Origin of the sequence: Streptomyces sp. CA-135486, assembly GCF_050936555.1 — a bacterium.
In the GTDB taxonomy this organism is placed as follows: Bacteria; Actinomycetota; Actinomycetes; order Streptomycetales; family Streptomycetaceae; genus Streptomyces.
In genome coordinates, this window is the sequence record NZ_JBNJMM010000002.1 from 1,643,525 (window position 1) to 1,664,633 (window position 21,109).

The following is a 21,109-nucleotide window of genomic DNA, read 5'->3' on the forward strand; positions in this document are numbered from 1 at the left end:
CCGGTTCGCGCATCGGCGCAGGGCGCCCGGCAGGCTGTTCCGTCCGGGCGCCCGTCCGGACTCCCGTGTTTCACAGACCGGGTCGGGTGGCGTGAATGCTCTGCGTGTCAGAGGCGTGTCAGAGGCGTGCCGGAGGCGTGGGTGCCAGTGTGCGGTGGCACAGATTGATGAACTCGTCGTTCCGGGATGACCCGCCCGCACGGTCCCCCTGGTTCCTCTCTCGTTTCAGGCGGGGAGTTGCCAGGATGGTCCCGTTGGCGTTCCGAGCCAGACGGTCTGCGCGTCGTCCGTGACGGTCATGCCGAACGCGGCTTGATCGGGTGCACCCGCCTCCTGCCAGGTCGTCAGAGCGCCCTCCACCTGGTCCCACAGTCGCAGCGGCCCGTGTTGGTGCACTGCCCAGCCGCCTCCTGCCGGTTCGGTCCATGCCTGAGAACCGGTTGCCACGTCCACGAGGATCACACTGTCGCCGGTCGTGGCGAGTTCGGCGGACGGGGCGGCGAGCTGGGCGAGGAAGTGCCCGGTCCAGGTCTCGATGAGGGCCGGGTCGACGAGGGTGGTGCGGGTGCTGCCAGGGCGCTGGATGAATTGCGGCCTGGGCGGTCGTTCGTGGGGGCGGGCGAGCATGTAGCCGATGGTTTCGCCCGTGAAGCGGCCGGTCGCGGTGCCGTCCTTGCCCATCGTGAGGCGGATCAGGCCGGATGCGAGCATCCATCCACTGATGGTGGTGGTGATGGTGCCGCCTTCACGGAGTTGCCACAGCCAGGAGCGCGGGATGCTGCGCACCGAGCATGTGGCCACGATGGCGTCATAGTCCGCGCCGTCCTTGTGCCCTTGGAGACCGTCGCCGGTGACGAGGGTTGGCGTGAAGCCGACGGCATGGATGCGGTCGGCAGCGAGGGCTGCCAGCCCGGGGTCGTATTCGACGGAGAACACGAGCTTGTCCCCGAGCCGGTGGCACAGGATCGCGGTGGAGTAGCCGGTGCCGGTGCCGATTTCCAGCACTTTGTCACCGTCCCGCAGCCCCGCGAGTTCGAGCATCCGGACGACGAGAGACGGCAGCGTGCTGGACGAGGTCGGCCGCCCCGCCAGCGGGCCGGGCGCGTCGGCAGCGTCAGTGCCGTCGACCTGAGTGACCCATGTGGTGTCGGAGTAGACCAGGCGCAGCCATTCGTCCACACCGAGCTGGTCGCGATGTACGGGGTCCCACTGGGAGCCGGAGGGCCGGTAGAACGTGTGTCCCAGGAATAGTTCCCGGGGCGCTTTCTCGATGGCGGTGCGCCATGCGGGGTCGGTGAGGTGGCCGCGTTCGGCGAGGGTCTCGGCGAGTTCGCGGCGCTGGGTGGCGGCGGTCGTGGTCATGCTGCGGCCCCTGGAGGGTTGTGGAGTTGGTCGGCGATGGCAGCGGTGATCTGGCGGGTGATGGGCTCGGGGAACCATGCCCATTGGCCGTTGGGGTTGCACTCGTAGAACCACCACCGGCCGTCGATGTCCAGCCCGAAATCAAAGGCGCCGAAGGTGAGGCCGAAGGCGTCCAGGTAGGCGCGTACTCCCTCGGCCACGTCCGGCGGAGCGTCGAGCAGTGTGTACGTCAGAGACTCGTAGTGACGCCGCCAGTCCACACCGGGCGAGCCGTCGATACGGACGGGGAACGGGCGGTCGCCGACGACGGTCATCCGGATGTCGGCGATCTTGTTCACGCGCTGCTGGAACAGGTGCGCGGTATGCGCTGTGCCGTCGCCGAGCTGATCGGCTCTCACATCGTCGATCCATACCGTGAGGGCGCGGCCGTGGTCGTCGAGATAGTTGGTTTCCCGTAATGGCTTGTAGATCACGGGCTCGTACTCGTCAGCGAATCGACGCGCCTCGTCGGGCTCGTTGGTGATGACGGTCGGCGGGATGGTCAGCCCACAGCGTGCGGCCGTTGCAAGCTGCGCGGGCTTGTACTCGGCGTCACGGTTGCGCCAGGGGTGGTTCACATAATGCGCGCCGGGTAATGCGCCGAGGAGGCCGCCGAGCCCGTACCGGGCCTCTTCAGCGCACCAGCGGGCATCCTGCCCGGCGATGCCTTCGGGCGCCGCGTAGGGGTTGGGGCGACGCCAGTACACCGACCGCACGTCGCCTACATCCATGGCCCGGGTCGCCGTGCGCAGCATGCCGGAGGGTCCGCAGGAGTCAAATGCCGAGGTCACGGTGACTGTGTCGGGGAAGTTGCCCGGGTCGAGACGGACCACGGGCACCTTGCGCCGGTTCAGTTCGCAGATGACGGTGTCGGCGGTGATGTCGTCCAGACGGGTCACTACGAGCACGGGCGGGTTGCCGCCCGGCATCAGTCGGAGTCTCCGGACTGGTCACTGCCCTGGTCGGAGTTGCCGTCAAGGCTCGTCTTCGTCGAGGTCTCCTTTGATGTCTCCGACCGCTTGTGCCGGTCCCACATCGGGAGGCCGTCGCCAGCCTTGGTGATCCACTGGCCTGTCTGCGCGTCCGGGTCAAGGACGATCGCGGCACACGGGAGAACGGTGGAGGCCGGGAAGGGCTTCATACGGGTGAGCCCCCAGGGGGCTACGGCGGTAGTCGTCATCGCTGTTCACCTTTCGTGGTGGAGACTTTGTCAGGCGGGGAGGTGGCGTGGGCTCTTCACAGTTCGGCCGACATTGCCGAGGAGGGCGGCGTGGCATTGACGTACGCGCGCTGAGCAGCGGTCTTCGTACGGCGTCGCAATGGTTCACTGCGTGCGATCGGCGTCGGGGTTGGAACGTCGAACTCGGCCCACACCTTCTTGCCTCTGGCCGTGGGCTCCCAGCCATTGCGTGCGGCGAGGAACTCCACCAGGGCCAGACCCCGCCCCGCCTCCTCGTCCGCGGCGGCGCACCCACGTCTGGGCTCGCCCGAGTCGCCGTCGTGGACGACCAGGAGGAGGCGGCCATCGTCGTAGTACAGCCCGACCGTGGCGAACCCGCCGCCGTGCACCACAGCGTTTGTGATCAGCTCCGAGGCGACCAGCCTCACGCCCTCCCGCAGCTCTTCGGCCAGCGGCACTCCCCATGCCCGGACGTGAGTGAGGACGCGTTCGCGGGCGAAAGCGACGGCGGATGCGTCACCTGGAACGACAATGCGGGCATGGCGGGTCATGAGGAGGACTCCTCGCGAAGAGGGCGGAGAGCAGTCGATCCCTGACGGGGGCCCAGGGACCGACTGCCGATCTTTGTGCCGCCTGAAGTCCGCTCCCGAGCGGGAGCCCGGTGTGCTTGACCGATAACTCCGGGTGGCTGGTAGTCATTCAACTGGGGTACACCGAACGAGAGAACGGGCCATGCTGGTACGTCCGTTGAATGCGTTGAATACCAGGGAGCTGGAATGGGACGCACGCCGAACACGGCCCTTGCCGCCTTGATGGCTGAGGCCGACTGGGGAAATGGGCAGCTCGCGCGAGCCGTGAACCGTGCCGGTTCGGAGGCGGGCCTGGCGCTGCACTACGGTGCAAGCACGGTGACGTACTGGCTCAGGGGCGCGCTCCCGAAGGAGGCCGCCCGGCCGGTCATCGTCGAAGCGCTCTCCCGCCGGATCAGGCGCCCGATAACGTGCGCCGACGTGGGATTCCCCGGCCACGCAACGGAGGAGGCCGCCGATCTGGCAGACCTCGTTAGGGGCGACATGGACCCGTCACGGCGTGGAGTGCTCTCGGCCGGGCTCTACTCGGCGGCGCTGATGGTGCCCCATTTCTCCGATGTGGGCGACCGGCTCGACACCTCCGACGATGGCGTAAAGGCCGGGCGTACGGTCCGGATCGGCCAGGGTGAAGTCTCCACGGTTCAGAAGATGACGGATCACATCGCGGCGATTCTCGACGACCTCGGCGGTGGCCATGCACGGCCGATGGCGGCGGCGTTCCTCGCGAACACAGTCCTGTCGTGGCTCGACGCCGACGCCACGCCGAAGGTGCATGACGACATGCTCGGCGCTGCCGCTGACTTCGTGTACCTCACGGGGTGGATGGCCATGTACGAGCGGGCACACGGTCTCGGGCAGAGATATTTCGTGCAGGCCCTCGACCTTGCGAAGGACGCACAGGACCACGTCACCTACTGCCGCACCCTGCGAGGCATGGCCCTTCAGGCCTCGAATCTCGGATACGGGCCGAAGGCGCTGGAGTACGCGGATTCGGCGGCGGAAGCTGCACCGGCTGCCGGCCCGAGACTGACCGCATTCCTCCGGGGCCAGCAGGCCCACGGCGCGGCGATGGTGAAAGACCGGCGTCAAGCGTTCAGCCGTCTGCGTGAAACCGAGGCGGCCTTGGCCAAGGCTGACGGCCGCAACGACGCGGTTGGCGGCTACGACCAGGCTGCTTATCAGTTCCACGTCTCCCACGTCCTGTACGAGCTGGGAGACCTTCCCGGGTCGATCAAGGCCATGCAGCAGTCCAACGGGGTCCGGCCCGTGAACGAGCGCCAGGGACGCGTCCACGCGAACGGCGTTCTCGCTTCCCGCCAATGGGAGTTCGGGCACATCGAAGCGGCGTGCGCAACATGGGAACGATTCCTCGACGACTACACGTCACTCTCCACAGCGCGGGGGGACGAGCACTTCGCCACACTGCGGAAGTCCGTCCAGGCACAGCCGAACAGCCGGGTCGTGCGGCAACTTGGCGAGCGGGTCCGGGTGGTGGCTGGACAGAAAGCCGCCACATGACCGCAGGGCATGACGCCGTCCTGGCGGACTGCTCAGCTGCTCCCGTTGAGGCAGAGCGCGAGGCGGACCCGGCGCGAGTTGATGTTGATTGCCGCGATCTCGACGTCGACCTCGTCACCGGGGTGCAGTTCGCGCCCGTCGAGTTCGTCCCGGCCGACGAGCCCCTCGATGCCGTCGTGCACCCGGATGAACACTCCGAACGGCACCGACCTGGTGACCTGACCGCGCACCACGTCTCCGAGTCGCCGCGTGCGCGCGAATTCCCGCATCGGGTCGGGCGTCAGGTCCTTGAGCGAGAGCGAGACCCTCTCGCGTGACATGTCGACGCTCAGGACCGTGAAGGGCAGCTCCTGGCCCTCGCGGATCACATCGGCTGGTGAGTCGACGGGGCTCCAGGACACCTCGGGAATGTTCATCTGCGCCTCTACGCCGCCCAGTTCCACGAAGGTGACACCGAAGCTCGCGATGTGGGAGACCACGCCGGCGACGACCTGGCCCCGCTCAAGGCCCTGGAGAAATTCGAGCCGTTCCTCGGCCCGCAGGGTGAGCACGTCGCGTACGTCCGCCCACGCCGCCTCGCTCAGCAGCCCGCGCCACCCGGTGAACAGCCGCAGCAACTCCCCGCCCCACCGCGCTCGGAACGCGGCGTCTCCCCGCGCCAGGTCGAGCTCGTTGACCGCCGTCAGTTCGGCGAAGTCCTGCCGCTGAGCAAGACTCGGCGTGTACGTCACTCCCGTGAAGCGGTCGCGGAAGGCCGCGTCGTCGTCCGCGAGCCTTGCGTACGAGGCCGACCGGTCGCAGCTCGCGTAGAAGTACACGAGCTCCTCCGCCTCCGTGCCGATCACCGCCGCCAGCTCCGTCCGCCTCTTCAGTGGCAGCAGCCCGGTCGCGAAGCCGTCCGTGCCGTAGAACGCATGGCACAGGCCGGCCAGTTGGAGTTCCGGGCGGGCGCCCCAATCCGACAGGCGCTGCCGGACCCGTTCCAGGTGGGCGAGCAGTGTGCCGCCGGGGTGGTCCAGGTCCCCGGCGCCGTGGCTGCGCAGCAGTGCGGTTGCTTCTGTTGTGCTCCCCGATATGTCCACGAACACAAAAATACCCCGGAACCGAATTGACGGCCGGGGTCTTTCCTTGGGTATATTTGGTGTTTGAGTGTTCGCGTGCACTAAAGAACGCAAAGAAGTTCAATAAAGGCACTGTATCGCGTCAGGAGCTGAATTGTCAACCGGGGAAATGCGGCAGGAGCAGCAATTCGTCTCGCTCGCCCATGAGCGGCTCGACCAGCTCAGGGCCGAGGCCGAAACGGCCATGAACGCCACGATCGCGCAGGTCAGCACGGGTCGTCAGGCGCGCGTGGAACGCGATGTCGGTGTGGTCGAGCACTCCGCATCGCTCGCCGCGCTGAATGCCGCCGACTCCGGGCTCTGTTTCGGGCGGATCGACCGGCGCGACGGAGTCACGTACCACATCGGGCGCACGGGAATCCGGCGGGACGACGCCGAACGGACTCCGTTGCTGATCGACTGGCGGGCTCCCGTCGCGCGGCCGTTTTATCTCGCGACCGGATATGAACCGATGGGGCTGCGCCGGCGGAGGCACATCACCACCGAGGGGCGCACCGTCACCGCCCTGCACGACGAGATCATGGATCTCGCCGACACCACCCGCACCGGATACGAGTCGCACGACGCCGACGAGGTGCTGCTCGCCGCGCTGAACAGCGCCCGTACCGGCCGCATGGGCGACATCGTGTCGACCATCCAGGCCGAGCAGGACCACATCATCCGCGCACCGCAGCGCGGAGTGCTCGTCGTCGAGGGCGGGCCGGGGACCGGGAAGACCGCGGTCGCACTGCACCGGGCCGCGTATCTGTTGTACGCGTACCGGGAGCAACTGGCCAAGCGTGCCGTGCTGATCGTCGGACCCAACCCGGTCTTTCTGGGCTACATCGGCGAGGTGCTGCCCTCGCTCGGTGAGACGGGCGTGCTGCTGGCCACGGTCGGCGAGCTGTTCCCCGGCGTCACGGCCACCGGCACGGACAGCCCCGCGGCCGCGGCCGTCAAGGGCCGGGCGGACATGGCCGGCGTACTGGCGGAGGCCGTACGGGACCGGCAGCAGGTGCCCGAGAAGGATGCGCCGATCGTCGTCCGGCACGACGACGGGGATCTGCTGCTCGACTGGGACATGGCCGTCGAGGCCCGGCACAAGGCCCGTGAGACGGGTCTGCCGCACAACCTGGCCCGCCCGCACTTCGTCTTCCGGATCATCGACGACCTGACCACCCAGCTCGCCGACCGGATCGGCGCCGACCCGTACGGCGGCCCGAACTTCCTCGGCCCCGACGACATCGCCCAGCTCGGCAAGGGCATCGCCGCCAGCGCCGAGGTGCACTCCACCATCGCGACCCTGTGGCCCCCGCTCACCCCCGAGGGGTTCCTCGCCGAATACCTGGAAAATCCGACCCATCTGCCCGAAGACGACGCGGAGTTGATCCGGCGCCCCGGCAGCGCGCGTACCGGCACCGCGTGGACCCCCGCCGACGTGCCCCTCCTCGACGAGGCCGCCGAGCTCCTCGGCGAGGACAACTCCGCCGCCCTGGCCGCCGCCGAGGCCGAGCGGGCCCGGCAGATCGCCTACGCGCAGGGCGTCCTCGACGTCTCGTACGCCTCCCGTACCTACGAGTTCGAGGACAAGCAGGACATCGACGAAGAAGCGTCCGAGGTCCTCGCCGCGCACGACATCATCGACGCCGAGCGCATGGCCGAGCGGCAGGAGGAGGCCGACCACCGCAGCGCCGCCGAGCGCGCCGCCGCCGACCGGACGTGGGCCTTCGGGCACATCATCGTCGACGAGGCGCAGGAGCTGTCGGCCATGGCCTGGCGGCTGCTGATGCGGCGCAGTCCGACCCGCTCGATGACCCTCGTCGGCGACCCGGCGCAGACCGGGGACCTGGCGGGCTGCGACTCCTGGCAGGAGATCCTCACCCCGTACGTCCAGGACCGCTGGGAGCTGGCCCGGCTCGGTGTCAACTACCGTACGCCTGCCGAGATCATGGAGTACGCGTCCCAGCGGCGCCGGGCCAGCGACCCCGGCTTCGAGCCGCCGCGCTCCATCCGCTCGACGGGGGTACCGCCCTGGGAGCGCACCCTGCCGCTCGGCGAGGTCGCCCGGCTCGCCGCCGAGGAGACCCCGCGGGAGGGCAGGCTCGCGGTGATCGCCCCGCGCGAGCGGCACGCCGAACTCTCCGGGCTGGAATCGGGCGACGGGCCGCTGGATCTGTCCCGGCCCGTCGTGCTCATCGACCCTCGCCAGGCGAAGGGCCTCGAGTTCGACACCGTCCTCGTCGTCGACCCCGACCGGATGAGCGCCAACGACCTCTATGTGGCGCTCACCCGGGCCACTCAGCGACTCGGGATCATCAGACCGGCCGCAGCCACACCGTAGCCAGCGGCGGCAGCGTCAGCTGGATGCTCCCCGGGCGGCCGTGCGACGCGACCGACTCGGGCTTCAGCGGGTCCGGGTTGAGTACGTCGCCGCCGCCGTAGCGGGCCGCGTCCGTGTTGAGGACCTCCGTCCACGCCTGGGCCGCGTCCGGCACGCCGAGGCGGTACTCGTGGCGCACCACCGGCGAGAAGTTGCTCACGGCCAGCAGCGGGGAGCCGTCCGCGGCATGGCGCAGGAAGGCGAAGACATTGTCCTCGGCGGCGTCGCCCACGACCCAGGCGAAGCCCTCGGGGACGGTGTCCCGCTGCCAGAGCGCGGGGGTCGCCGCGTACACCGTGTTCAGCTCGCGGACCAGGTCCCGCACGCCCCGGTGGTCCGCCTCCGCCGCGTACGACGGGTCGAGCAGCCACCAGTCGGGGCCGTGGCCCTCCGACCACTCCGCACCCTGCGCGAACTCCTGCCCCATGAAGAGCAGTTGCTTGCCCGGATGGGCCCACATGAAGCCCAGATACGCGCGATGGTTGGCCCGCTGCTGCCACCAGTCGCCGGGCATCTTGCTCACCAGCGACCGTTTGCCGTGCACCACCTCGTCGTGCGAGATCGGCAGCACATAGTTCTCGCTGTACGCGTACACCATCGAGAACGTCATCTCGTTGTGGTGGAACTTGCGGTGCACCGGCTCGTGCGCGACATAGCCCAGCGAGTCGTGCATCCAGCCCATGTTCCACTTCAGGCCGAAGCCGAGGCCGCCGAAGCCGCCCGGGCCCACATGGTGGGTGGCGCGCGTGACGCCGTCCCAGGCCGTGGACTCCTCGGCGACGGTCACGACGCCGGGGCAGCGCCGGTAGACGGTGGCGTTCATCTCCTGCAAGAAGCCCACCGCGTCCAGGTTCTCCCGGCCGCCGTGCTCATTCGGCGTCCATTCGCCCTGCTCGCGGGAGTAGTCGAGGTAGAGCATCGAGGCGACCGCGTCGACCCGCAGCCCGTCGATGTGGAACTCCTCGCACCAGTACACGGCGTTGGCGACCAGGAAGTTGCGCACCTCCTTGCGGCCGTAGTCGAACTCGAGCGTGCCCCAGTCGGGGTGCGCGGCACGCGCCGGGTCCGCGTGCTCGTACAGCGGGCGGCCGTCGAACTGAGCCAGCGCCCAGTCGTCCTTCGGGAAGTGCGCCGGCACCCAGTCCACGATCACGCCGATGCCCGCCCGGTGCAGGGCGTCCACCAGATGGCGGAAGTCGTCGGGGGTGCCCATCCGGGCGGTCGGGGCGTAGAAGCCGGTGACCTGATAGCCCCAGGAGCCACCGAAGGGGTGCTCGGCGACCGGCATCAGCTCCACATGGGTGAAGCCCAAGTCCTTGACATATGCGGGGAGTTGGACGGCGAGCTGGCGGTAGGTGAGTCCCGGGCGCCAGGAGCCCAGATGTACCTCGTAGACGGAGAGGGGGGACTCGTGGACCGTCCGGTCGGCGCGGCGTGCCAGCCACTCATCGTCCCGCCACACATGGTGGGACTCCGTCACGATCGAGGCGTTGGCGGGCGGCACCTCGGTGCGCCGGGCCATCGGGTCGGCGCGCAGGGTGTGCGAGCCGTCCGGCCGGGCGATGTCGAACTTGTAGAGCGCGCCCTCGCCGACCCCCGGCAGGAACAGCTCCCACACGCCCGACGAGCCGAGCGAGCGCATCGGATACCCCGTGCCGTCCCAGTAGTTGAAGTCGCCGACCACGCGCACACCTTGGGCGTTGGGCGCCCACACCGTGAACCGCGTGCCGGTCACGCCCTGGTGCGTCATCGGGTGCGCGCCCAGCGCCCGCCACAGCTCCTCGTGCCGCCCCTCGCCGATCAGATGCAGATCGAGCTCCCCGAGCGAGGGCAGGAAGCGGTACGGATCCTGCACCTCGATCTCGATCCGGGCCCGGTTCCCGTCCGAGGCGTCGCCCGCATCGCCGTCCGACGCCTCGTCCGAGGTCTCGCCGCTGTCGTAGGCGACAAGCAGCTGGTACTCCGGGGCGGTGCGCAGCGGCAGCACCCCCGAGAAGAACCCGTCGCCGTCCTCGTGCAGTTCGGCCCGCAGGCCCTTGGCGAGCATGGTCACCGACCGTGCGAACGGACGCAGTACGCGCAGCTCCATACCGCCGCGCACCGAGTGCGCCCCCAGCAGGGCGTGCGGATCGTGGTGGGCGCCGGCCAGCAGCCGCTCCCGGTCCCCGTCCGCGAGCGGGCGCGCGGCTCGCACTCCATGACTGGCCCCGGTGCGTGGTGGCGGCGCCGCGCTCTGCCGGCGGCCGGGCCCGGTGTCGGACGTCCGCCTGGGCCCATCGGGGACGGAGGAATTACGGGACGGGGGTCGGGCGCTCACGGGGGTCGGCCTCCTTGGGCAGTGGGGTTCAGGTGAGGGCGGCGAGGCGGTCGATCGCCGCCATCGGTACCGGCAGCCAGTCGGGGCGGTGCCGGGCCTCGTAGACGACCTCGTACACGGCCTTGTCCGTCTCGTAGGCGCGCAGCAGTTCGGGCTCGGTGCGTGGATCGGCGCCGCCGGCCTCGGCATAGCCCTCGCAGTACGCCGTACGGCAGCACTCCGCCCACACCGGGTTCCACGGGCGGTGGGTGCGCGCCGCGTAGTCGAACGAACGGAGCATGCCCGCGACATCGCGTACCGGGGGCTGGGGCCTGCGGCGTTCGCCGAGCGGGCGCGCGGGCTCGCCCTCGAAGTCGATGACCGACCAGTGGCCGTCGCCCCGCCCGCCGCCGCCGCGCAGCGTCTGTCCGAGATGGAGGTCGCCGTGGACGCGCTGGGCCCGCCAGGAGCGGCCGCGCCTGCCCAGCGTGGCGATGGCGTCGAAGGCCGCGCGCAGCCGGGGTGCGTACGGCTGCAGCGCGGGCACCGCCTGCGCGGCGGCGTCCAGACGCTGGGTCATCGCGGCCGCCAGGTGCTCCGTCTGCGGTCGGTTCAGCATCACCGTGGGAAGTTCGCCCGCGAGCGCGGTGTGCACCTCGGCGGTGACCCGGCCGAGCGCGCGGGCCTCGTCGGCGAAGGAGTGCCCGCCGGCCAGCGAGTCCAGCGCGAGCAGCCAGCCGTCCCGCGAGCCGCGCAGGAAGGGCTGCAGCACACCGAGGGTGTACGGCTCGGGCGCGGTGGTCTCGTACCAGGCGACGGGCGAGGGCACCCGGCCGCACCCGGCGCGGGCCAGCGCGAGCGGCAGCTCCAGATCGGGGTTGGGGCCGGGTTGCACCCGGCGGAAGAGCTTGAGGATGTACGCATCGCCATAGACCAGCGAGGAGTTGGACTGCTCGGCCTCCAGTGGGCGGGCGGCCAGGCCGCCGGGGATCGCCGGGGCCACCTCGGACCGGTCGAAACGCAGCGGCCCGAGCGCGCCCGGGGTACGCAGCCGCTCCAGGATCAGATCTGCGAGGCGCGGGTCGTGCAGGCCCTCGTAGACCGTGCGCCCGGCCAGCGGGCCCTCGGTGAGATGGCCGATCAGCGCGGGTGCGAGATGCGGCGGCAGTGTGGTGCGTACGCCGAGGAGAAGTTGATAGCAGTCCTGCGCCGAGGGGGCGGGAAGCCCGGGCTGCTGGACGCGCAGCAGCAGATGCAGCAGTCCCGGACCGGGCGCCGAGTCCAGGGGCAGCAGCTCGGTCGCGGAGACGAGGGAGAAGCCCGTGACGGGATGCCCCTTGCCGGCGAACCACCGCTGCCTCGGCAGCCAGCTGTGCAGGAGTGGGGCGAGTGACGGGAGAAGAGCGACGGGAGTCCGGGTGGATGCAGCCTCCGACATGGCATCGCGTCCTTTCCCCGGGTACACCACGAATGCGCAGAGTGTCCCGGATTACAGCAGTGGCTGTCCGGCGGCGCGCGGGGATGAAGGGGAGAGTGCCCAGTGCGGGGCGGCGGAAACCGCCCCGCGGGAGGTACCTCTCGTTACACGTGCCTCAGATGGCGCCGGCATCCTTTCTCAGCCGGAACCAGTAGAAGCCGTGGCCGGCGAGAGTCAGCAGGTAGGGCCACTGGCCGATGGCGGGGAAGCGGACCCCGCCGATCAGCTCCACCGGATGCCGTTCGGCGAAGGCACGCAGATCGAGCTCGGTGGGCTGCGCGAACCGCGAGAAGTTGTGCACGCAGAGCACGAGATCGTCCTTGTACTCGCGGGTGAAGGCGAGCACGGCCGGGTTCGACGAGGGCAGTTCCGTGTACGAGCCGAGCCCGAAGGCGCGGTTCTGCTTGCGGATCTCGATCATCCGCCGGGTCCAGTGCAGCAGCGAGGACGGGGACGCCATCGCCGCCTCCACATTGGTGACCTGGTAGCCGTAGACCGGATCCATGATCGTGGGGAGGTAGAGCCGGCCGGGGTCGCAGGAGGAAAAGCCCGCGTTCCGGTCCGGGGTCCACTGCATCGGTGTCCGCACGGCGTCCCGGTCACCGAGCCAGATGTTGTCGCCCATCCCGATCTCGTCGCCGTAATAGAGAATGGGCGATCCGGGCAGCGACAGCAGCAGCGCCGTGAACAGCTCGATCTGGTTGCGGTCGTTGTCCAGCAGGGGCGCGAGCCGGCGGCGGATGCCGATGTTGGCGCGCATTCGCGGGTCCTTGGCGTATTCCGCGTACATGTAGTCGCGCTCTTCGTCCGTGACCATTTCGAGCGTGAGCTCGTCGTGGTTGCGCAGGAAGATGCCCCACTGGCAGTTCTTCGGGATGGCCGGGGTCTTGGACAGGATTTCCGAGACCGGGTAGCGGGACTCGCGCCGTACGGCCATGAAGATGCGTGGCATCACCGGGAAGTGAAAAGCCATGTGGCACTCGTCGCCGCCGGCCGCGAAGTCGCCGAAGTAGTCGACGACGTCCTCGGGCCACTGGTTGGCCTCGGCGAGCAGCACGGTGTCGGGGTAGTGCGCGTCGATCTCCTTGCGCACCCGCCTGAGGAAGGAGTGGGTGGCGGGGAGGTTCTCGCAGTTGGTGCCCTCCTCCTGGTACAGGTAGGGCACGGCGTCGAGACGGAAGCCGTCGATGCCCAGGTCCAGCCAGAAGCGCAGCGCCGAGATGATCTCCTCCTGCACCGCGGGGTTCTCGTAGTTGAGATCGGGCTGGTGGGAGAAGAAGCGGTGCCAGTAGTACTGCTTGCGGACCGGGTCGAAGGTCCAGTTGGACGTCTCGGTGTCCACGAAGATGATCCGGGCGTCCTGGTACTGCTTGTCGTCGGGCGCCCAGACGTAATAGTCGCCGTACGGCCCTTCGGGGTTGCTGCGGGACTCCTGGAACCACGGGTGCTGGTCGCTGGTGTGGTTCATGACGAAGTCGATGATGACGCGCATGCCGCGCTGGTGCGCGGCGTCGACGAACTCCACGAAGTCGGCGAGGTCGCCGAAGTCGGGGAGGACAGCGGTGTAGTCGGACACGTCGTAACCGCCGTCCCGGAGAGGGGACTTGAAGAACGGTGGCAGCCAGAGGCAATCGACCCCCAGCCACTGCAGATAGTCAAGTTTGGCGGTGATGCCCTTGAGGTCGCCGATGCCGTCGCCGTTGCTGTCCTGGAAGGACCGCACCAGGACTTCGTAGAACACGGCCCGCTTGAACCAGTCGGGGTCGCGGTCCTTGGCGGGGGTGTCCTCGAACGTGTCGTGGACGGGCTCATTGACGATCATGATGTGGGTGACCCTCCGGTCGGCGGGGACGGTCGCAGGACGACGATGTGCGCGGGCGTGACACCCGGCTCGAGGCGCACATAGGTGGCTCTGCCCCAGTGATAGGTCTCGCCGGTGAGCTCGTCGCGCACCGGTGCGCTCTCGTGCCAGTCGAGGCCGAGGTGCGGCATGTCCAACGAGACCGTGGCCTCCTGGGTGTGGTGGGGGTCGAGGTTGGCAATCACGATGACGGTGTTGCCGGTGTTCGACCCCGAAGGGCTCCCGGCGGACTTCGAGTACGCGATCACCGCCTCGTTGTCGGTGTGGTGGAAGTGGATGTCCCGCAGCTGCTGGAGGGCGGGGTGGCGGCGCCTGATCCGGTTGAGCGCGGTGATCAGGGGCGTGATGCTGCGGCCCTCGCGATCCGCCGACTCCCAGTCGCGCGGCCGCAGTTGGTACTTCTCCGAGTGAAGGTACTCCTCGCTGCCGTCCCGCAGGGGAACGTTCTCGCACAATTCGTAGCCCGCGTACACACCCCAGGAGGGCGACATGGTCGCCGCGAGCACGGCCCGCACCTCGAAGGCCGGGCGGCCGCCGTGCTGGAGGTAGGCGTGCAGGATGTCCGGGGTGTTCACAAAGAAATTGGGACGCATGTACGAGGCGGCGTCGCCGGACAGCTCGGTGAGGTAGTCGGTCAGCTCCTGCTTGGTGGTACGCCAGGTGAAGTAGGTGTACGACTGCTGAAAGCCGATCGCGGCGAGGGTGTGCATCATGGCCGGACGGGTGAACGCCTCGGCCAGAAAGACCACGTCGGGGTCGGTGCGGTTGATGTCCGCGATCACCTTCTCCCAGAAGACGACGGGCTTGGTGTGCGGGTTGTCGACGCGGAAGATCCGTACACCGTGGTCCATCCAGAAGCGCAGCACCCGCAGGGTCTCGTTGACCAGACCGCGCATGTCCTTGTCGAAGGCGATCGGGTAGATGTCCTGGTACTTCTTCGGCGGGTTCTCGGCGTACGCGATGGTGCCGTCGGCGCGGTGGTGGAACCACTCGGGGTGCTTCTCGACCCAGGGGTGGTCCGGCGAGCACTGCAGCGCGAAGTCGAGGGCCACCTCCATGCGCAGGTCCCGCGCGGTCCCGACGAAGTGGTCGAAGTCCTCGAGCGTGCCGAGGTCGGGGTGGAGCGCGTCGTGGCCGCCGTCGGCGGAGCCGATGGCCCAGGGGACGCCGACGTCATGGGCCGCGGGGGAGAGGCTGTTGTTCGGGCCCTTGCGGAACGTGGTGCCGATGGGGTGGACGGGCGGCAGATACACGACGTCGAAGCCCATCGCGGCGACGGCGGGCAGCCGTTCGGCGGCGGTGCGGAAGGTGCCGGAGACGGGCGGGGCGTCTTCCTCGACGACGGCGCCTTCGGAGCGCGGGAAGAGCTCGTACCAGGAGCCGAACAGCGCCCGGCGGCGCTCGACGACCAGGGTCAACGGGCGGGAGCATGTGACCAGTTCGCGCAGCGGGTGACGGGTGAGGGCGGCGGTGGCGTCGGGGGCGAGGGCGGCGGCGAGCCGGGCGGCGGCGGACCGGTCCTCGTCGCGCAGCGCGTCGACGGCGGCGAGTACGGCCTCGCGGCCGTCGCGCTTGGGGACGTCGGCGGCGGCCCGCTCGTACAGCTCCGCGCCCTCGGCGAGGACCAGCGCGGTGTCGATGCCGGCGGGGATCTTGATCTGGGCGTTGTGCCGCCAGGTGGCGACGGGGTCGCTCCATGCCTCGACGGCGTACGTCCAGCGCCCCTCGGAGTCCGGGGTGACGTCGGCGCCCCACCGGTCGGTGCCGGGGGCGAGCTCGCGCATGGGGGTCCAGGGCCCGGGGTGCCCGCTCGGGTCGCGCAGTACGACATTGGCGGCGACCGCGTCATGGCCCTCGCGGAAGACGGTGGCGGTGACCGGGAAGGTCTCACCTTCCACGGCTTTCGCGGGCCTCCTGCCGCAGTCGACTTGAGGGCGGACGTCGAGGACGGGGATGCGACCGATCATGGGATCACCTGAGGGCTGTGCGGGCAGGGCGGTTTGAGCGGGTTGTTCCTTTTTGCGGGGCTGGTGGGTTCTTTGTAGCTGCTCAGTCGACGACTGGCGGGCTGCGGGCATGGCCGCTCCTGTCCGCGTTCACTCGGGTGGGCGGAAGAATGTTGAGAAGCGTGCGGTGGCCCCCGTACCGAATGAGCCTTCCCACGGTCTTCGGGTGGGCAATCCGGTGCTTTGTTAACTACTAGGACGTAGGTGCTCGCACAAGAGAGGCGGGACGCGGAGAGACCGGCCGCGTCCTGATGACGAGGCCGGTCCCAGTGGTCCGGTTCTTCTTCCTACGCACCCCAGCTCGGCTCGGGCCTCTTCCGGCTCACGGCTGCTCACCCGACCACATCTGCCACGGCCGGCGTGCCACCCACTCGTCCACCTCGGCCGGCTTCAGGGAGAGCGCGGCCGCCGACTCCCCCCGGTCGCCCGCCATCAGGCCCGGCTCCAGGCCCGTCGCCATGTAGTGGTAGATCCCCGCCACCCCGGCCGCCGACTCCGGCCCCAGGATCTGTGCGAGGCCCTGCTCGAAGACGGCCGGCTCCAGATGGACGTAGCGGACCTCGCGGCCCAGACCCTGGCCGAACGCCTTCGCCAGCTCGTCGCCCGTCAGCGTCTGCGCGCCGCCGATGTCGAACGCACGGCCCGCCACGCCGTCCACGGTGAGCGCCGCATAGACCGCCTCCGCCAGGTCGCGGTGGGAGATCCAGGCCGTGGGCGCGTCGGTGGGCAGGGGATAGGCGAGCACGCCCTCGTTCACCAGGGCCGGGCCGTTCCACGGGCTGAAGAGGTTGTCCAGATAGACCGGCGGCCGTACCACCACCACCTCCACGCCGCTCTGCGCAAGGCTCTCGCGGAACACGGTCTCCGCCAGGCGGCGCGTCTCGAAGGCCGCCACATTCGTTGTGCGGTCCGGGACACGGGTGTTGGAGTTGTAGACGAGCCGCCGCACGCCCGCCTCGCGCGCCGCCTTCGCGATGTGCTGGGCGTACCGCATGACCTTCTCGGCCTGGTACACCAGGGGCATCATCACCGCCGCGTGCGTGGCCCCCTCGAAGAGCTGGCGTACGTCCTCGTAGCGCCCGAGGTCCCCGCCCGCGACCGAGATGCCGTGGAGCTCCGGCCGGTCCGCCTCTGGTTTGCGGCTCAGCGTGCGGACGCGGTGGTTACGCTCCGCCAGCAGACGGGCCGTCGCACCGCCCTGGAAGCCGGTCGCCCCCACGACCGCTACGCGCATCGGATTGTGATCGGACATGAGTCTGAAGAGCCCTTCGATAGGGTGTGGCAGCTGCTGCCGTGAACGGCTCTTCCAGGCTCGCTTCGGCGGCTTCGGCCGATCAATTAACAAACCGGGGCGGGAGTTGAAGGATCGTCCATGGAACCGACGGAGCGCGAAGGCGAGGATCTCCTCAGCGAGCTGCTCAAACCCCTGCGTCTCACGGGGGTCTTTGACAGCCGCTGGCATGTCCGCGCCCCCTGGGCCATCGAGGGCGACGCAGAACAGAGCTGCGCCGTACTCCACTTCATCACCCAGGGCGGCTGCTGGATCACCGCCGATGACCAGACCCCGATCGAAATGCACGAGGGTGACCTCGCCGTATTCCCCACCGGCACCGCCCACCGGCTCGCCGACCGGCCCGACCGGCGGGGCCTCGCGCTGGCCGCCGTGCTGCCCGAGCGGGCACCCGGCACCTCGGGCGAGATCCGGATCGACGGCGAGGGCCCGGAGAGCAGGCTGCTCTGCGCGGGGCTGCACTACGACGCCTCCGCGGCCACCGGCCTCTACAAGGCGCTGCCCTGGGCACTGGTGCTGGATCGCACCCAGGTGGACAAGGAGCCGCTGCTGCGCGACACGCTGCGGCTGCTCGCCGCCACCGACCGCCCGGTGGGACCCGGCGACCGGCTGATCACACTGCGCGCCTTCGAGATGGCGTTGGTGCTCGCGCTGCGGCCGCTGCTGCGCGAACTCGCCCGTAACCCCTCCGCGCTGCCCGTGTTACGCCATCCCGGCATCAGCAAGGCGATGGTGATCATCGCGACCCGGTTCGCCGAGCCGTGGACCATCGAGTCGCTCGCCCGCGAGGTCGGCATGTCCCGCTCCGCGTTCACCGCCGCCTTCCGGGAGCTCGTCGGCGAGGCGCCCGCCCGGCATCTGACCGGCCGTCGGATGCAGGAGGCGGCCCGGCTGCTGGCCGAAACCACGCTGCCCCAGTCGGCGGTGCCGGAGCGCGTCGGGTACCACAGCGCTGTCGGCTTTCACCTCGCCTTCCGTAAGTGGTACGGCATGACGCCGGGAGAGTACCGAACGGGAAGCCCCTCAGCTGCATCACTGGCCGGTTCTTAATCACCGCTGGACGGTCGTTCATTGCCCAGCGTCCATGGCTGGAGCGAGGCTCGGCTGTGTCGGGGGACATTCCGTTTGAGGAGAGACGTTGACAAGGTCCGGCCAGGAATACCTCGAATCGCTGCAGGACGGGCGAGAGGTGTGGCTCGACGGCGAGCGCGTCAAGGACATCACCCGTCACGCCGCGTTCCGCAACACCGCCGCGTCCGTCGCGCACCTGTACGACCTGGCTCACGACCCCGTCCACCGCGACGTACTCGTATCCGGTGGCGTCCACCGCGCCTACGCCGTGCCGCGCAGCTACGAAGACCTCGTCGGGCGCCGCAGGGCGTACAAGGTGTGGGCCGAGTCGAGCTTCGGTTTCCTGGGCCGTACGCCCGACTACATGGCGGGCGGTGCCGCGGGCTTCGCCGCCGTGCCGCACATCTTCACCACCGACACCTTCGACGGCGCCGCCAACGCCCTCGCGTACCACCGCAGGCTCGCCGAGGGCAGTCTGTACTCGGCGTTCACCATCACCAACCCGCACTCCGGCAAGGGGGACGACGACCTGGTGGTGCGGGTCGTCGAGGAGCAGGACGGCGGGATCGTGGTACGCGGCGCCAAGATGATCGGCACCGGCGCGGTCTTCGCCGACGAGGTGATCGTCGGCACCATCGAGCCGCTCGCCCCCGGGGACGTCGACCACGCCCTCTGCTTCTCCGTCCCGGTCGGCACCCGCGGGCTGAAGTTCGTCTCGCGCACGTCGTACGAGGCCCAGGCGCGTGGCGTCTTCGACAATCCGCTCTCGTCCCGCTTCGACGAGAACGACTCGCTGCTGGTGTGCGACGACGTCTTCGTGCCCTGGGAGCGGGTGCTGACCTACCGCAACGTGGAGGCCACCGCCGCCATGTGGTGGCAGACCCCGGCCTACCTCAACTTCGTCCACCAGGCCGCCACCCGCTTCTGGACCAAGCTCGAATTCCTCACTGGCCTCGCCATCCTGCTGACCCGGGCCGGCAACACCTACCAACTGCCGCCCGTGACCCAGGCGGTGGGACGGCTCCTCGGCATGGTCGCCCAGGCAAAGGCCTTCGTGCTGGCCGCCGAGGCCTCGTACGAACAGGTCGACGGCGGCCGCGGCGGGGTGATGCCGGGCACGGAGATCTCCCATGCCCAGCGCATCATGGCCGGCGAGCTGTATCCGCGCGCCGTCCAGGAGATCAAGCAGCTCGCGGGCGGCTCGATCATCCAGCTGCCCGCCTCGGCCGAGGATCTGCTCCACCCCGAGATCGGCCCGGTCCTCTCGACCTATCTGCGGGCGCCCGGCACCCCGGCCGAGGACCGGATCAAGCTGCTCAAGCTGGCCTGGGACGCGCTCGGTTCGGAGTTCGCCGCGCGCCACGAGCAGTACGAGCGCTTCTACCACGGGGCCCCGCATGTCTATCTGACCATGCAGACATGGGCGGGCGGCGCCGAGAACTGCGAGAACCTGGCCCGGACCTGTCTCGACGGCTATGGGCTCGGACAGGGTCTGGGGACCGGCCAATGACCTCGACCCGTCCGGGCGCCGCGCTCTCGCTGCTCGCCTCCACCCAGCTACTGCTGATCATGGACACGGCGATCATCAATGTCGCGCTGCCGTCGGTCGGCGAGGACCTCGGCTCCGGCTCGGCCGGACTGTCCTGGGTGGCCAACGCCTATCTGATCACCTTCGGCGGGCTGCTGTTGCTCGGCGGCCGGGCCGCCGATCTCCTCGGCCACCGGCGGCTCTATCTCACCGGCCTCGGCCTGCTCGCCGCCGCCTCCGCGGCCGGGGGACTGGCCGGGACCGAGGGCGTCCTCATCGCCGCGCGGGCCGTGCAGGGCATGGGCGCGGCCCTTGCCGCCGCGGCCGCTTTCGCGCTGCTGCTGAGCCTGTTCCCGGACGGGCCCGGACGGCACAAGGCACTCGGTGCGTTCGCCGCGATGGGCGGACTCGGCGGCGTCACCGGCACCGTGCTCGGCGGGGTGCTCACCGATCTGTTCGGCTGGCGTTCCACCTTCTGGCTCAATGTGCTGCTCGGTCTTGTCCTCGCGGCACTGGCACTGCGCGTTCTCAACGGGGGGACGCGCAGCGCCGGTGCCGGCTTCGACATCGGCGGAGCGCTCACCGCCACCGGCGGCCTGGGCCTGGTCGCGTACGCACTCGTCGGCGCGGGTGAGGCGGGCTGGACCGGCCCGCGCACCCTCGCCGCGGGCGGCGCGGGACTCCTCCTGCTCGCCGCCTTCGCCGTACTCGAGTCGCGCATCGCCCGCCCGCTGGTGCCGCCCGCAGTGCTCCGGCGCCCCGCACTGCGCGACGCCAACATCCTCAGCGCGCTTGCCCAGATGGCGCTGTTCCCGATGTTCTTCCTGGTCAGCCTCTATCTGCAGAGCGTGCTCGGACAGCCCCCGCTGACCGGCGGCCTCGGACTGCTGCCGCTGTCGCTGGTCGTCGTCGCCGTCGCACCGGGGACCGGCCGCCTCATCCACCGGATCGGGCTCAGGCCCGCCATGACACTCGGCTTCGGACTGCTCTTCTCGGGAATGATGTGGCTCGGGCTCGCACTCACCGCCGACGGCACCTTCTTCACCACCGTCCTCGCGCCCAGCCTGGTGCTCGGCGTCGCCCTGCCCCTGGTCATGGTCACCACGAATGTGGCCGCCACCGCCGAGGCGGCGCCCGAGGAGACCGGAATCGCCTCCGGACTCATCAACACCAGCCAGCAGTTCGGCTCGGTCCTCGGGCTCGCCGTCCTGGTGGCCGTCGCCACCGCCGGACATGGCGCGACGGCCGGCGCCCAGACCGCCGGCTTCCGCTCCGCGCTGCTGGTGGGAGCCGCCTTCGCGGCCCTGGCCGCCCTGCTCTCCGTACGGCTTCGGCTGCCCGTGCCCGCCATGGCGCCCCCGCGCCAGGACCGTGTGGGCGGCGCCTTGGAGTGACCGTGTGAGGCGAGAG

15 protein-coding genes and 1 pseudogene are annotated in these 21,109 nt (G+C 69.7%); 5 read left to right on the forward strand and 11 right to left on the reverse strand.

Going from position 1 to position 21,109, the window contains the following annotated elements; all coding sequences use genetic code 11:
* Positions 1–225 precede the first annotated feature (225 nt).
* The 4 genes from tgmC to ACQEVG_RS26965 are packed head-to-tail and all read right to left on the reverse strand — an operon-like array spanning position 226 to position 3,132.
* Positions 226–1,362 carry an ATP-grasp peptide maturase system methyltransferase gene (gene tgmC / locus ACQEVG_RS26950; protein WP_432988412.1) on the reverse strand — a complete coding sequence of 379 codons (1,137 nt, stop codon included), beginning with the start codon at positions 1,360–1,362 and terminating at the stop codon, positions 226–228.
* Positions 1,359–2,330 carry an ATP-grasp ribosomal peptide maturase gene (tgmB, locus tag ACQEVG_RS26955; RefSeq protein WP_432988414.1) on the reverse strand — a complete coding sequence of 324 codons (972 nt, stop codon included), beginning with the start codon at positions 2,328–2,330 and terminating at the stop codon, positions 1,359–1,361. The genes tgmC and tgmB overlap by 4 nt, the downstream gene beginning before the upstream one ends.
* The gene (gene tgmA, locus ACQEVG_RS26960) at positions 2,330–2,581 is read right to left on the reverse strand and encodes a putative ATP-grasp-modified RiPP (RefSeq protein ID WP_432988416.1); all 252 of its coding nucleotides are present in this window, start codon (positions 2,579–2,581) and stop codon (positions 2,330–2,332) included. The genes tgmB and tgmA overlap by 1 nt, the downstream gene beginning before the upstream one ends.
* A gap of 56 nt (positions 2,582–2,637) precedes the next feature.
* On the reverse strand, positions 2,638–3,132 hold the full coding sequence (locus tag ACQEVG_RS26965; RefSeq protein ID WP_432988418.1) for an ATP-binding protein: 495 nt from the start codon (positions 3,130–3,132) through the stop codon (positions 2,638–2,640).
* A gap of 225 nt (positions 3,133–3,357) precedes the next feature.
* Here ACQEVG_RS26965 and ACQEVG_RS26970 point away from each other — a divergent pair, with 225 nt between their 5' ends.
* The gene (locus ACQEVG_RS26970; protein WP_432988420.1) at positions 3,358–4,689 is read left to right on the forward strand and encodes a hypothetical protein; all 1,332 of its coding nucleotides are present in this window, start codon (positions 3,358–3,360) and stop codon (positions 4,687–4,689) included.
* A 32-nt stretch (positions 4,690–4,721) separates the two neighbouring features.
* On the opposite strand, the gene ACQEVG_RS26975 is transcribed toward ACQEVG_RS26970, so the two are convergent.
* Both ACQEVG_RS26975 and ACQEVG_RS26980 read right to left on the reverse strand, forming a co-directional pair.
* Positions 4,722–5,240, reverse strand: coding sequence for a S1 RNA-binding domain-containing protein (locus tag ACQEVG_RS26975; RefSeq protein WP_432992923.1), 519 nt, complete (start codon positions 5,238–5,240; stop codon positions 4,722–4,724).
* Positions 5,235–5,765: pseudogene (locus ACQEVG_RS26980) on the reverse strand (DUF6817 domain-containing protein); the annotation flags it as partial. The pseudogene ACQEVG_RS26980 and the gene ACQEVG_RS26975, both read right to left, overlap by 6 nt.
* A 154-nt stretch (positions 5,766–5,919) precedes the next feature.
* Between ACQEVG_RS26980 and ACQEVG_RS26985 the strand changes: the two are divergent.
* Complete coding sequence (locus ACQEVG_RS26985) at positions 5,920–8,130, forward strand: HelD family protein (RefSeq protein ID WP_432992926.1); 2,211 nt, start codon at positions 5,920–5,922, stop codon at positions 8,128–8,130.
* Here ACQEVG_RS26985 and glgB read toward each other — a convergent pair.
* The 5 genes from glgB to ACQEVG_RS27010 all read right to left on the reverse strand — a co-directional run bounded on the left by glgB (position 8,105) and on the right by ACQEVG_RS27010 (position 17,061).
* The gene (gene glgB, locus ACQEVG_RS26990) at positions 8,105–10,486 is read right to left on the reverse strand and encodes a 1,4-alpha-glucan branching enzyme (protein ID WP_432988422.1); all 2,382 of its coding nucleotides are present in this window, start codon (positions 10,484–10,486) and stop codon (positions 8,105–8,107) included. The two genes, ACQEVG_RS26985 and glgB, sit on opposite strands and share 26 nt — an antisense overlap.
* 28 nt (positions 10,487–10,514) lie before the next feature.
* Positions 10,515–11,903, reverse strand: a complete 1,389-nt coding sequence (locus ACQEVG_RS26995; protein WP_432988424.1) for a maltokinase N-terminal cap-like domain-containing protein — start codon at positions 11,901–11,903, stop codon at positions 10,515–10,517.
* Positions 11,904–12,057: 154 nt separating this feature from the next.
* The gene (gene treS, locus ACQEVG_RS27000; RefSeq protein WP_432988426.1) at positions 12,058–13,764 is read right to left on the reverse strand and encodes a maltose alpha-D-glucosyltransferase; all 1,707 of its coding nucleotides are present in this window, start codon (positions 13,762–13,764) and stop codon (positions 12,058–12,060) included.
* Complete coding sequence (locus tag ACQEVG_RS27005; RefSeq protein ID WP_432988428.1) at positions 13,761–15,770, reverse strand: alpha-1,4-glucan--maltose-1-phosphate maltosyltransferase; 2,010 nt, start codon at positions 15,768–15,770, stop codon at positions 13,761–13,763. The genes treS and ACQEVG_RS27005 overlap by 4 nt, the downstream gene beginning before the upstream one ends.
* A 361-nt stretch (positions 15,771–16,131) precedes the next feature.
* Positions 16,132–17,061: an SDR family oxidoreductase gene (locus ACQEVG_RS27010; RefSeq protein WP_432988430.1), complete on the reverse strand. Its 930-nt coding sequence runs from the start codon at positions 17,059–17,061 to the stop codon at positions 16,132–16,134.
* A 120-nt stretch (positions 17,062–17,181) separates the two neighbouring features.
* Here ACQEVG_RS27010 and ACQEVG_RS27015 point away from each other — a divergent pair, with 120 nt between their 5' ends.
* The 3 genes from ACQEVG_RS27015 (at position 17,182) to ACQEVG_RS27025 (ending at position 21,093) form a co-directional block, all read left to right on the forward strand.
* Positions 17,182–18,150 (forward strand): AraC family transcriptional regulator, encoded by a 969-nt coding sequence (locus ACQEVG_RS27015; protein WP_432988432.1) that lies wholly within the window; start codon positions 17,182–17,184, stop codon positions 18,148–18,150.
* An 88-nt stretch (positions 18,151–18,238) separates the two neighbouring features.
* Positions 18,239–19,681, forward strand: a complete 1,443-nt coding sequence (locus tag ACQEVG_RS27020; RefSeq protein WP_432988434.1) for a 4-hydroxyphenylacetate 3-hydroxylase family protein — start codon at positions 18,239–18,241, stop codon at positions 19,679–19,681.
* The gene (locus ACQEVG_RS27025) at positions 19,678–21,093 is read left to right on the forward strand and encodes an MFS transporter (RefSeq protein WP_432988436.1); all 1,416 of its coding nucleotides are present in this window, start codon (positions 19,678–19,680) and stop codon (positions 21,091–21,093) included. The genes ACQEVG_RS27020 and ACQEVG_RS27025 overlap by 4 nt, the downstream gene beginning before the upstream one ends.
* Positions 21,094–21,109: the final 16 nt, after the last annotated feature.